Raw genomic sequence first — 12648 nt, 5'->3', positions numbered from 1 at the left:
GGTTCAGACGGTGGCCCCGGCGTTGGGATCGTTGGGATCGCCGTCCTTTTTGGTGGTGGTCTTGATCAGGTCTTCGCGCTTCACGCCCAGCCACATGGCGATTGCCGCAGCCACGAACACCGACGAGTAGATACCGAACAGGATACCAATGGTCAGCGCGAGTGCAAAGTAATGAAGGCTCGGGCCACCGAAGAAGAACATCGACAGCACCATCGCCTCGGTGGAGGCGTGGGTGATGATGGTGCGGCTCATGGTGCTGGTGATGGCGTGGTCGATCACCTCGTGCGTCGTCATCTTGCGGTACTTGCGGAAGGCCTCACGGATCCGGTCGAAGATCACGACCGACTCGTTGACCGAATACCCCAGCACGGCCAGCACGGCGGCCAGCACCGAGAGCGAGAACTCCCACTGGAAGAACGCGAAGAATCCGAGGATGATCACAACGTCGTGCAGGTTGGCGATGATGGCCGCCACCCCGAACTTCCACTCGAAGCGGAAGGCCAGGTAGATCATGATGCCCACCACCACCATCCCGAGCGCCATCAGGCCGCCGTGCACGAGCTCCTCGCCGACCTGCGGACCGACGAACTCGGTACGGCGCAGCGTCACCTCTGCGTCCGCAGCCTTGAGGGCCTTCAGAACGCCCTCGCTCTGCTGCGCGGAGGTCACGCCCTTTTGCACGGGCAGGCGGATCATCACATCCCGTGCGGAGCCGAAGGTCTGCACCTGCACGTCCGGGTAGCCCAGCGCCGATACCGTCTCGCGCACCTTGGACAGCTCGGCCGGCTGGCTGTAGGCCACTTCCATGACCGTGCCGCCCGTGAACTCCACCGACAGATGCAGCCCGCGCGTGAGCAGGAAGAACACGGCCAGCGCAAAGGTGATGAAGGAGATCGCGTTGAAGATCAACGCGTGCTTCATGAAGGGGATGTCTTTTTTGATGCGGAAGAATTCCATGGCCGTTGCCCCTTAGTTCGTTTTGGCCACAGCGGTATCGGCGTCCGGCTTCCAGACCTGGCCGATCGATACGCTCTTGAGCTTCTTCTGGCGTCCGTACCACAGGTTCACCAGGCCGCGCGAGAAGAACACGGCCGAGAACATGCTGGTCAGGATGCCGATGCAGTGCACCACGGCAAAGCCGCGCACCGGGCCGGAGCCGAAGGCGAGCAGCGCCAGGCCGGCGATCAGTGTGGTCACGTTGGAGTCCAGGATGGTCGCCCAGGCGCGCTCGTAACCTGTATTGATAGCCGCCTGTGGCGACATGCCCGCGCGCAGTTCCTCGCGGATGCGCTCGTTGATCAGCACGTTGGAGTCGATGGCCACGCCGATGGCGAGCGCCATGGCCGCAATGCCCGGCAGCGTGAGCGTGGCCTGCAACATGGACAGCACGGCCATCAGCAGCAGCACGTTGACCCCCAGCGCGATGCTGGAAAACACGCCGAACAGCATGTAGTAGAAGCACATGAAGGCCGCGATGGCCGCCAGGCCCCAGACCACGCTGTGGATGCCGCGCTCGATGTTGTCGGCACCCAGGCTCGGGCCGATGGTGTATTCCTCGATGATCTCCATGGGCGCGGCCAGCGAACCGGCGCGCAGCAGCAGCGCCGTGTCGTTGGCTTCGGCCGTGGTCATGCGGCCCGAGATCTGCACCCGGCCACCACCTATTTCGCTGCGGATCACAGGGGCCGTGACCACTTCGCCCTTGCCCTTTTCGAAGAGCACGATGGCCATGCGCTTGCCGATGTTCTCGCGCGTGATGTCGCGGAAAATGCGCGAGCCCTTGGCGTCCAGCGTGAGGTTCACGGTGGGCTCCTGGGTCTGGCCATCAAAGCCGGGCTGGGCATCGGTCAGGTTTTCGCCGGTCAGGATGACCTGCTTCTTGACCACCACGGGCTGGCCGTTGCGCTCGGGGTAGCGCTCGGAGCCGAACGGCACCGGGCCGCGGCCCGATTCGGCGGCGCGGGCTTCAGTGCCCTCATCGACCATGCGCACTTCGAGCGTGGCGGTGCGGCCCAGAATGTCTTTGGCCTTGGCCGTGTCCTGCACGCCGGGCAGTTGCACCACGATGCGGTCCAGCCCCTGCTGCTGGATCACGGGTTCGGCCACGCCCAGTTCGTTGATCCGGTTGTGCAGCGTGACCATGTTCTGCTTGAGCGCCTGCTCCTGCACGCGGCGCGTGGCCTCGGGCTTGATGCTGGCGCGCAGCTTGAATTCGCTGCCGTCCGGCACGCTGGTGCTCACCAGGTCGGGGAACTGGTCGCTGATGAGGTTGCGCGCCGCCGTGAGCGTGGCTTCGTCGCGCAGGCGCACTTCGACGGTCTGGCCATCGCGGCTGATGCCGCCATGGCGGATGCTCTTGTCGCGCAGCAGGGTGCGCAGATCGCCGGCATACGACTCGGCCTTCTTGGTCAGTGCGGCCTGCATGTCCACCTGGAGCATGAAGTGCACGCCACCGCGCAGGTCCAGGCCCAGGTACATGGGCATGGCGTGGATCGAGGTCAGCCACTTGGGGGACAGCGAGAACATGTTCAGCGCCACCACGTAGGAGACGTCGGACTCGTTGGGAACCAGGACCTTCTGGATTGCGTCCTTGGCCTTGCCCTGGGTCTCCACCGAATCGAGCTGCGCCCGCACGGAATTGCCTTCAAGGCTCACCGACACCGGCGTGATGTTGGCCGCCTTGAGCGCCTCTTCCACGCGCTGCAGTACGGAGGTGTCCACCTTCACGGCAGAGGGTTTGGCGGACGACACCTGCACCGCAGGCGCCTCGCCGAAGAAATTGGGCAGGGTGTACAGGGTCCCCACCAGCAGCACGATCACCAGGATCGCGTACTTCCACACCGGATATCGGTTCATGATCGCGCTCTTGCCTCTTGGAAAGCTTCAGGGGGCGCCGCCCTTGCAGGCCGGAACGCCCCGGATACAGGGTGCTGGAAGGCCTTACTTGACCGAGCCCTTGGGCAGGACCTGCACCACGGCGCTGCGCTGCAGCTGAACTTCGACGCCGGTGGCGATCTCGATGTGCAGGAAACCTTCGGACAGGCGCGTGACCTTGCCCACGATGCCGCCGGCCGTCGCCACTTCATCGCCCTTGGCAATGGCGTCGATCATGGCGCGGTGCTCCTTCTGTTTCTTCATCTGGGGGCGGATCATGACGAAGTACAGCACCACGAACATGAGCACCAGGGGCAGCATGCCGGTGAGCGAGGACATCATGTCACCACCGCCCGCAGCGGCGGCGGCGGGAGCAGTCTGGGCAAAAGCAGAAGAAATAAACACGGACGAAACTCCACAACGGATGGTCAAAACACACTGAAAACCGCCTGCAGCGAGCGCCAAGGCGCGCGCTGGGCGCAACAGGACATTGTATGCGGGCCCTTGCCACGCCCCCAAGAGGTATGACCCAAGCCGGCGGCGGGTGTTTGTTGCCTGCCACCGGCCTGCCGGGCGCCACCGCCACGCCCCGCTGCACAATGCCGCCCAGGGCAAACCAGCAAAGGAGGTGACGCTACACTCCTGATAGCAAAAAGCCCGCGCAAGCGCGGGCTCTGCGAGAAAGGTGCGGCCACGCCGCCCAACTTCAAGCGGCCTGGCGCTCGGCCCGCACGGCACCGCCCTGGCGCCATTGGGCCATCAGGCCGTCCCACTTGGGGCGGGCCGTGGCCAGGTGGCGCTCCTTCACATGGCCGTAGCCGCGAATGTCTTCGGGAATGCGCGCGATGTCGACGGCCAGCCCCAGGTTGTCGGCCGTCAGGCCCTGCAGCAGCTCGTTGATCGAGGCACGGTACTCCACGATCAGCGCGCGCTCCATGCGGCGCTCCTCGGTGCGGCCAAACACGTCGAACGCGGTGCCGCGCAGGCCCTTGAGCTTGGCCAGCACGCCGAAGGCGCTGCGCATCCACGGGCCGAATGGCTGCTTGACCAACTCGCCACGGTCGTTCTTCTTGGCCGTCATGGGCGGTGCCAGGTGGTGCACCAGCTTGTAGTCGCCCTCGAACATGTTGGCGATCTTGTCCGTGAAGGCCTTGTCGGTGTGCAGGCGCGCCACCTCGTACTCGTCCTTGTAGGCCATGAGCTTGAACAGATAGCGGGCCACCGCCTCCGACAGGCGGGTGCCGGCGCCCAGCTTGCCCTCGGCGGCCCGCACCTTTTCCACGAAGGCCGTGTACTCGGAGGCGTAGGCGGCGTTCTGGTAACCCGTGAGGAAGTCCACACGCTTGGACAGCATCTCGGTCAGCGAAGGCTTCTTGACGAACTCGATCACCTGCGCGGCCTGGAACAGCGACTGCACGGCCTTGAGGTCATGGGCGCAGCGGCGGCCCCATTCGAACGCTGCCTTGTTGTTGTCCACCTGCACGCCATTGAGTTCCATCGCGCGCATCAGCGAGGCGAACGTCAGCGGCACACGGCCTTTCTGCCATGCGTAGCCCAGCATCAGCGGGTTGGTGTAGATGCTGTCGCCCAGCAGTTGGGTGGCCACCTGCTCGGCATCGAAGCTGCCCACGCCACCGGCCCCCACGGCCGCCTCGATGGCGCTGTCGCAGTTGGCACCGGGGAACTGCCAGTTGGGGTTGGTCACGAAGGCCGCCGTGGGCGTGCCATGCGTGTTGAGGGCCACGAAGGTGCGGCCCGGCTGCATCACGGCCAGGGTGTACTTGTGCGCGGCGACGATGGAATCGCAGCCGATCACCAGGTCGGCCTTGGCGGTATCGACCTTGGTGGTGTAGATGGCCTCGGGGCGGTTGGCGATCTGGATGTGGCTCCAGGTGGCGCCGCCCTTCTGGGCCAGGCCACCGGCGTCCTGGGTGATGACGCCCTTGCCATCCAGGTGCGCGGCCATGCCCAGCAAAGAGCCGATGGTGATCACGCCCGTGCCGCCCACGCCGCCGACCACGATGCCCCAGGCCGTCTCGGCCACCGGCAGTACCGGGTCCGGGATGGCCGGCAGGCTGGCCAGGTCGCCCTTCTTTTCCTTCTTGGGCTTCTTGAGCTTGCCGCCTTCCACCGTGACGAAGCTCGGGCAGAAGCCGTTCACGCAGGAGTAGTCCTTGTTGCAGGTGCTCTGGTTGATGCGGCGCTTGCGGCCGAATTCTGTCTCCACCGGCTCCACGCTCAGGCAGTTCGACTTGGTGGAGCAATCGCCGCAGCCCTCGCACACCAGGTCGTTGATGACCACGGTCTTGTCGGGCGTGGCCAGGGTGCCGCGCTTCCTGCGGCGGCGCTTTTCGGTGGCGCAGGTCTGGTCGTAGATGATGACCGTGCAGCCCTTGATCTCGCGGAACTGGCGCTGCAGCGTATCGAGCTCGTCGCGGTGGTGCACCGTCACGCCTTCGGCCAGCGCCACACCGTCGTACTTCTGGGGTTCATCGGTCACGATGATGAGCTTGACCACGCCCTCGGACTTCAGGCTGTTCATGATCTGCAGCACCGAATGGCCCTCGGGCCGCTCGCCCACCTGCTGGCCGCCGGTCATGGCCACGGCGTCGTTGTAGAGCACCTTGTAGGTGATGGTTGTGCCCGCGGCGATGCTCTGGCGAATGGCCAGCAGCCCGCTGTGGAAGTAGGTGCCGTCGCCCAGGTTGGCAAACACATGCTGGTCGGTGGTGAACGGTGCCTGGCCCACCCAGGTCACGCCCTCGCCACCCATTTGCGTGAAGGTGGAGGTGTTGCGGTCGGGCATCCAGTTGGCCATGTAGTGGCAGCCGATGCCGGCCACGGCGCGCGAGCCCTCGGGGACGCGGGTGCTGGTGTTGTGCGGGCAGCCGCTGCAGAACCAGGGGGCGCGCTCGCCCGTGTCCACCTTGAGCTCGGCCATCGCGCGCTCGCTGGCCTCGATGACGGCGATGCGCGAATCCATGCGCGCGATGATGTCGCTCGACACACCGAGCTTCTTGAGGCGCTTGGCAATCGCCTTGGCGATGATGGCGGGCGTCAGGTCGGCCTTGGCGCGCAACAGCCAGTTCTGGCTGGGGTTGGGCATGGACCATTCGCCGCCGGTGGCATCGCCCTCGGGCTCGTCGAACTTGCCCAGCACATGGGGGCGCACGTCCGAGCGCCAGTTGTACAGCTCTTCCTTGAGCTGGTATTCGATGACCTGGCGCTTTTCCTCGACCACCAGGATCTCCTGCAGGCCCTGGGCAAAATCGCGCGTGATGGTGGCCTCGAGCGGCCAGACCACGTTGACCTTGTGCACGCGGATGCCGAGCTGGCGGCAGGTGTCGTCGTCCAGCCCCAGGTCCACCAGGGCCTGGCGCGTGTCGTTGTAGGCCTTGCCGCTGGCGATGATGCCGAAGCGGTCGTTGGGCCCCTGGATCACGTTGTAGTTGAGCTTGTTGGCGCGCACATAGGCAAGGGCTGCGTACCACTTGTAGTCCATGAGGCGCGCCTCCTGCTCCAGCGGCGCGTCGGGCCAGCGGATGTGCAGGCCGCCGGGCGGCATCACGAAGTCCTCGGGCATCACGATCTTCACGCGATCCGGGTCCACCGAGATGCTGCTCGACGATTCGACCACTTCCTGGATGGTCTTCATGCCCGACCACACGCCCGAAAAGCGGCTCATGGCAAAGGCGTGCAGGCCCATGTCCAGGATTTCCTGAACGCTGCTCGGAAAGAACACCGGCGTGCCGCAGGCCTTGAAGATGTGATCGCTCTGGTGCGCGGCCGTGCTGCTCTTGCTGATGTGGTCGTCGCCGGCAATGGCGATCACCCCGCCATGCTTGGCCGTGCCGGCCATGTTGGCGTGCTTGAACACGTCCGAGCATCGGTCCACGCCCGGGCCCTTGCCGTACCAGATGCCAAAGACGCCGTCGAACTTCTTGCTCTGCGGGTACAGGTCCAGCTGCTGCGTGCCCCACACGGCCGTCGCGCCGAGCTCCTCGTTTACCCCGGGCTGGAAGACGATGTTGTTCGCCGCCAGGTGCTTCTTGGCGGCCCACAGGGATTGGTCGTAGGTACCCAGGGGGGAGCCGCGATAGCCGCTGATGAAGCCGGCCGTGTTGAGCCCCTCCATCGCATCGCGCTGGCGCTGCAGCATGGGCAAGCGAACGAGGGCCTGCACCCCGCTCATGAAGGCCCGGCCACTGTCCAAGGCGTATTTGTCATCCAGAGTGACAGTTTCTAGGGCCTTGCGGATGTGCTCGGGCAGTGGTGCGTTCATGGCTATGTCTCCAATGGCTTTTTTGTGGGGTACGCCCCTTGTGAGGGCGGGGTTCACGGCCGCGCCACACGTTTAGTGCAGCGCCTCCAATGTGAGATAAGTGTATGCCTGCTCCGCTGATAAGTCTTTGCGTTGTGTGCCGCATTTGGGCTATTCTGAGAAAGGATCTTTCTTAAATTGGTCATTTTGTGAACACTCTCGACAAATTCGACATCGCCATCCTCAACGAGCTGCAGACCGATGCCCGGCTGACCAATGCCGAGCTGGCCCAGCGCGTGGGCCTGTCGGCCGCGCCATGCTGGCGCCGCGTGCGTGCGCTGGAGGAAGAAGGCTTCATCAAGGGCTACCGCGCCGAGATCGACCGCAACAAGATCGGCCTCGGGGTGCTGGCCTTCGTGCGCCTGGACGCCGACCGCAGCACGGGCAACCTCACGCGCGAGATGGAAGACGCGATCGCCCTGATCCCCGAGGTCGTGGCCTGCCACTACATCAGCGGCACCGGCACCTTCGAGCTGCAGGTGGTGGCGCGCGATCTGGAGAGCTTTTCGCAGTTCGCGCGCAACGTGCTGCTCAACCTGCCGAATGTGAAAGACATGCACACCAGCTTCTCCCTGGGCGAAGTCAAGGCCAGCGGGGCGCTGCCGCTCACGCACCTGGCCCGGACGAAATGATGACGCTACTGATTTTGTAGCAAATTGCATTGGATGGACATGCGCCAGGGTCTATTTTTGCCGGATATCGGCGCTGACATGCCGCTGCGCACAGGGCTGGTACGCTGCCCGACGCCCGACGCCCTGCAAGGTAACAAGGCGTTCGGGCGTGGACTCACCACAGGGTGTGCTGTATAAGCCAGCGACGCCACGGCACAACCACCGCGGAACCACCCAGCTGCCGCGCGCACCCCCTCCACGACCGGTGCGCTTTGCCGCAATGCTCAGGGGTTGCGCGTTGGCCGATGGGGCTAAAAATACGATGGCTTCTTTGGTACCGGCCGGCGGCCTGTCGAAGGAAGTCCCAAAGAGGGAGCGAGCGGCATGATCATCTGGGGCATTTTTTGGGGCGCGGTGCTGAGTTCGTGGTTTGGCGGCCATGGCGACTTCGGACCGTTCGTCGGCGCCATCCTGGGCTTTTTTGCCGGGCTGTCGTTGCGCTGGGCGGTGCGCTCCGCCATTCGTACCGAGTTGCAGGCGCAGGCTCCGAAGGCTGTCGCACCGCCGGCTGCGGCGGCGCCCACGGCCGAAGACCGGGCACAAGTGGCCTCGCCCTCACCGCCCCCCCCGCCGGCGACCCTGGACGAACGCCCGGACACGGACGATCCGTTCTGGACGGGCGAACTCACGCCGCACGGCCTGCCGCTCGTCCCGACCTCGGCCTCCACCTTGGCTCCGGTGCCTGCCCGGCCCGATGCACTTCGCCAGCCCGCCCCACCCAACCCCTTGGAGCAGGCCGTGCTTGCAGCCAGGAACTGGCTGCTGGGCGGCAACACCATCGTGCGGGTAGGCCTGGTGATTTTGTTCATTGGCCTGTCCTTCCTTGCACGGTATGCCGCTTCGGCCGGGCTGTTGCCGGTCGAATTCCGCCTGGCTGCGGTCGCAGCTGTGGGCATTTCGCTGCTGGTGGTGGGCTTTCGCAAGCGCGCTGACAAGCCCGCTTTTGCGCTGGCCCTGCAGGGCGGTGGCGTGGCGGTCATGTACCTCACCGTGTTCGCCGCCTTCCGGCTCTACGGGCTGCTGCCACCGCTCTATGCCTTCGGTCTGATGATCGCGGTCTGCGCGGCTAGCTGCGCGCTGGCGTTGCTGCAGGACTCGCGCGCACTTGCCGTGGCTGCGTTTGCCGGTGGCTTTGCCGCACCCATCCTGCTGTCCACGGGTCAGGGCAGTCATGTGGGCCTGTTCAGCTACTACACCCTGCTGAACCTGGCCATTCTCTTCATTGCGCACAAGCGCTCCTGGCGCATGCTCAACGTGGTGGGCTTTGTCGCCACCTTTGGCGTCGCCTCGGCATGGGGTGCGCTCAAGTACCAGCCCGAGAACTACGCCAGCACGCAGCCCTTCCTTGCGGGCTTTGTGCTGATCTACCTTTGTGCTGCCATCCTCTATGCCCGCAACACACCCACCAAGCTGGGCAATGCCGTCGACACCATGCTGGTCTTCGGTACGCCGCTGGTGGGTTTTGGTCTGCAGGCCGGGCTGGTACAGCCTTTCGAGCTGGGCGCCGCCTTCTCCTCAATGGCCTTTGCCGCGCTGTACCTGGTGACAGCGACAGTGTTGGCGCGCCGCGCGCTGGACAGCTGGCGCCTGCTCGTCGAATGTTTCATTGCCGTTGGCGTGGGCTTTGCCACACTGGCCGTGCCGCTGGCGCTGGACGCTCAATGGACGTCTGCGGTCTGGGCGCTCGAAGGCGCAGGCGCTTTCTGGGTGGGCATGCGCCAGGCCCGCTGGATGCCGCGCGCATTCGGGCTTGTGCTGCAGGTCGTGGCCATGCTGGCTTTCCTAGGCAGCACCTCCAGCATCTCGCCGCTGCCGCTGGTCAACCCTGCCTTCCTGGGCGCGTTGCTGATCGCGCTGCCCTCGCTGCTGCTGGCCTGGTGGCTGCGCCAGCCGCTGCCGCACAGCGGCTCGGCCTGGGCCCGGGGTTATGCGGGTCTTGAGGCGCGGCTGTCCAACCCGGCCTATCTCTACGGCTTTGTGTTCTGGTGCCTGGCCTGGCTCATGGAAATCACGCGGCGTGTGCCCGGCCTGGAAGCCGGCCAGTGGCCCATATCGGTGTTCTCCGAACAGGTGACCGGACTGTTGGCCATGCTGGCCGTCGTGCTCAGCGCCGCGCTGTCGATGGTGCTGGGCCTTCGCACGCGCTGGGCAGTGGCTACCTGGCCGGCGCGCGGCACCGTTGCCGTGCTGGCGCTGGGGTTGGTCGTGCAGGTGGCCGACGGCTACCGCGTGCTCGCCACCCCCGCCTGGGCCGTGTGGCCCATCGTGCTGGCGCTGCATGTGTGGATGCTGCGGCAGACGGACCGCCTGCAGGTGACGGCCGATGTGGATGGCAAGCCAGGTGCGCCCACCTCGCTCGTTGGCTGGTTCCATGCCGCCACAGCGTGGCTGGTGACTTTGCTGCTGGCCGACTGCCTGTGGTCCGGCATCGGCAAGGCTGAGCTGTGGCGTACCTCTTGGGCCGGTGTGGTCCTGCTGGTCAGCGCCATTGCGGTGTTGATGCTGCTGGCGCTGTGGGCGGGTCGTGGCAACCGGCTGGCAGCGCGTGCAGCACTGCCATGGCCGCTCAACCCACATGCCGAGGCCTACTACTGGCTGGCGGCCCTGCCCCTGGCGGTGATGGTGTTCTGGGGCGCGCTGTTAGCGGCAGTGCATTCGTCGGGCCACACCGCGCCGCTGCCCTACATTCCACTGTTCAACCCCACCGACCTGACGCTCGCGCTCGCGCTGGGCGGCCTGGTGTTTTGGCGGCGGGTACTGCTTTCGGCGCTGCCGCTCCCGGCCCGCTCGGGCTGGGTCACCGGGCGCCATGCGCTGCAGGCGTTGGCGCTGCTGGCGTTCATCGTGATCAACACCGTGTGGTTGCGTGTGGCCCACCACTTCTTCGGCGTGCCCTGGGGTGCGTCGGCGCTGTTCGACAGCTTCGTGGTGCAGACCGGTTACGCCATCCTGTGGACGCTGCTGGCGCTCAGCATGATGGTGCTGGCGCACCGGCGCGTGCAGCGTTCACTGTGGCTGGTGGGCGCGGGCCTGCTGGGCGGGGTGGTGGTCAAGCTGCTGCTGATCGATTTGTCCAATGCCGGCGGTGCCGAACGCATCATTGCCTTCATCGCCGTGGGCGCGCTCATGCTGGTGGTGGGCTACTTCGCGCCGTTGCCGCCCAAGGCGGATGCCCGCGCGGAGCCTGCTGCGCCACCGCTGGCGCCATCGCAACAAGAAGCACTACTCCCATGAAGCCTGTCGCTCTGAACCTGCCCCTGGCACTGGCCGCTGCCGCCCTGTCCCTGTGTGCCAGTGCGGCCCACGCGGTGACCGATGCCAACAACCCTGCGGCCTACGCCATCCGCATTCCCGTAACGCTCGCGGCCGATGCGCCGCTGCAGCGCATGCTGCTGCCCGCCGAGGTACTGGTGCGCCTGCAAAGCCCGGGCTACGGCGACCTGCGCCTTTTCAACGGCCCGGGCCAGCCCGTGCCCATGGCACTGGCCGGTTTGGCAGCGGCCAGCGCCCCCGAGGAGTCAGTGACCTTGCCCGCTTATCCCATCCTGGGCGCTGCCAGCGCGGGGACGGCAGGGCTGGAAGGCCTGTCGCTGCGCATCGAGGAGCGCCAGGGCCAGCGCGTGGTGCAGATCGACAGCGCCGGCACAGCAGGTCCTGCAGCCACACAAACCGTGCGGGGCGCGTTGCTCGACGCGCGCGATGTGCAGCTGCCCGCGAACCGCATGGCCCTGGACGCGGATCTGCCAGCAGGCCAACCCGTGACGTTCCAGGTGCAGGCCAGCAAGGACCTCAAGCACTGGCACCCACTGGCCGAGACCGTGCTGTACCGCGCCGACGCTGCGGTGGCACCCACGGCACCAGGCCGTCTGGGCAGCGAGCAGATCGACCTGCAGCGCGCCGACCTCAAGGACCACTACCTGCGCGTGACCTGGGGCGACGCTGCCGTGACCTTGCGCGGCGTCAAGCTGGCTACCTCGACCAAAACGGGCCCGCGCGAGCGCGTCAGCGCCAGCATGGCGGTGCCGCCACTGGGCACCAATCCGCGTGAACTGGTGTTTGCGCTGCCGTTTGCTACGCCAGTCGCCGCGCTCCAGATCAAGCCGCCCGGCAACAATGTGCTGATCCCTGTGCGCGTGCTGGGCCGCAACCACCGCGAGCAGCCCTGGTCGCCGCTGGCGAGCGCGGTGGTCTACAGGATGACCATGGCAGGCAAGGAGCAGGCCAGCGGCCCCATCGAGCTGGGCGGCGCCTCGGTGCGCGAGATCAAGATCGAAGCCGACCCCAAGACCCCCGGCTTTGCCGCCGCGCCCGAGATGGCGCTGCAGTTCGAGCCCGCGCAGCTGGTGTTCCTGGCCAGCGGGCAAGGGCCCTTCACACTGGCGGCTGGGCTGCCCGGCGCCAGCGCGGCGGCCAGTGCCTTCCTGCCCCTGGCCAGCCTGGTGCCGGGCTACCAGCCCGCTCAGGAGAACCAGTTGCCCATGGCACTGGCCGATGTAGCGCGGGCCGACATCACCGGGGGCAAGCCCAAAGACAGCGCGCTGGTGTCTGCTGCAGCCGCCAGCAGCGGCATCTCCACGCGAAGTGCCGTGCTGTGGGGCGTGCTGCTGGCAGGCGTGGGGGCGCTAGCGCTCATGGCCTGGCTGCTGCTGCGGCAGACCAGGCGGGCGGGCAACCACGCACTGGCTGAGCCCACCGATGCGGTGTGAAGATGTGCTGGGGGAGGAGACAGGCCTGCAGTCGGCTATTTGGCGCTGACCCAGCACGGCCACTCCAACCGTCGCA

General features: G+C 66.2%; 7 protein-coding genes. 3 read left to right on the top strand and 4 right to left on the bottom strand.

Features of this window, described 5'->3' with window-relative positions; translation table 11 throughout:
• Positions 1 to 3 precede the first annotated feature (3 nt).
• The 4 genes from secF to ACSQ9E_RS30215 all read right to left on the bottom strand — a co-directional run bounded on the left by secF (position 4) and on the right by ACSQ9E_RS30215 (position 7156).
• Positions 4 to 957 carry a protein translocase subunit SecF gene (gene secF, locus ACSQ9E_RS30230; RefSeq protein WP_057200657.1) on the bottom strand — a complete coding sequence of 318 codons (954 nt, stop codon included), beginning with the start codon at positions 955 to 957 and terminating at the stop codon, positions 4 to 6.
• Positions 958 to 969: 12 nt separating this feature from the next.
• A complete protein-coding gene (gene secD, locus ACSQ9E_RS30225; protein ID WP_057200656.1) occupies positions 970 to 2856 on the bottom strand; it encodes a protein translocase subunit SecD in 1887 nt (628 codons plus the stop codon).
• Between the two features lie 84 nt (positions 2857 to 2940).
• On the bottom strand, positions 2941 to 3279 hold the full coding sequence (yajC, locus tag ACSQ9E_RS30220; RefSeq protein WP_436219968.1) for a preprotein translocase subunit YajC: 339 nt from the start codon (positions 3277 to 3279) through the stop codon (positions 2941 to 2943).
• Positions 3280 to 3580: 301 nt separating this feature from the next.
• Positions 3581 to 7156, bottom strand: coding sequence for an indolepyruvate ferredoxin oxidoreductase family protein (locus ACSQ9E_RS30215; protein ID WP_436219967.1), 3576 nt, complete (start codon positions 7154 to 7156; stop codon positions 3581 to 3583).
• 188 nt (positions 7157 to 7344) lie between these two features.
• Between ACSQ9E_RS30215 and ACSQ9E_RS30210 the strand changes: the two genes are divergently transcribed.
• The 3 genes from ACSQ9E_RS30210 (at position 7345) to ACSQ9E_RS30200 (ending at position 12572) form a co-directional block, all read left to right on the top strand.
• Positions 7345 to 7827, top strand: a complete 483-nt coding sequence (locus ACSQ9E_RS30210) for an Lrp/AsnC family transcriptional regulator (RefSeq protein ID WP_057200653.1) — start codon at positions 7345 to 7347, stop codon at positions 7825 to 7827.
• Between the two features lie 363 nt (positions 7828 to 8190).
• Positions 8191 to 11100, top strand: coding sequence for a DUF2339 domain-containing protein (locus ACSQ9E_RS30205; protein ID WP_436219966.1), 2910 nt, complete (start codon positions 8191 to 8193; stop codon positions 11098 to 11100).
• Positions 11097 to 12572: a DUF3999 domain-containing protein gene (locus tag ACSQ9E_RS30200; RefSeq protein ID WP_436176095.1), complete on the top strand. Its 1476-nt coding sequence runs from the start codon at positions 11097 to 11099 to the stop codon at positions 12570 to 12572. The genes ACSQ9E_RS30205 and ACSQ9E_RS30200 overlap by 4 nt, the downstream gene beginning before the upstream one ends.
• The last annotated feature ends 76 nt before the right edge of the window (positions 12573 to 12648 follow it).

The sequence above is a fragment of the Acidovorax sp. LjRoot118 genome (genome assembly GCF_964253575.1).
Classification (GTDB): Bacteria; Pseudomonadota; Gammaproteobacteria; order Burkholderiales; family Burkholderiaceae_C; genus Acidovorax.
The sequence above is the reverse complement of the archived record's forward strand: the minus strand, read 5'-3'. Positions and strand labels throughout refer to the sequence as shown.

Bases quoted from the DNA above. Each gene is read 5' to 3' on its own strand.
- ACSQ9E_RS30200 (WP_436176095.1), top strand. From the start codon at position 11,097: ATGAAGCCTGTCGCTCTGAACCTGCCCCTGGCACTGGCCGCTGCCGCC.
- secF (WP_057200657.1), bottom strand. From the start codon at position 957: ATGGAATTCTTCCGCATCAAAAAAGACATCCCCTTCATGAAGCACGCG.
- secD (WP_057200656.1), bottom strand. From the start codon at position 2,856: ATGAACCGATATCCGGTGTGGAAGTACGCGATCCTGGTGATCGTGCTG.
- ACSQ9E_RS30215 (WP_436219967.1), bottom strand. From the start codon at position 7,156: ATGAACGCACCACTGCCCGAGCACATCCGCAAGGCCCTAGAAACTGTC.
- ACSQ9E_RS30205 (WP_436219966.1), top strand. From the start codon at position 8,191: ATGATCATCTGGGGCATTTTTTGGGGCGCGGTGCTGAGTTCGTGGTTT.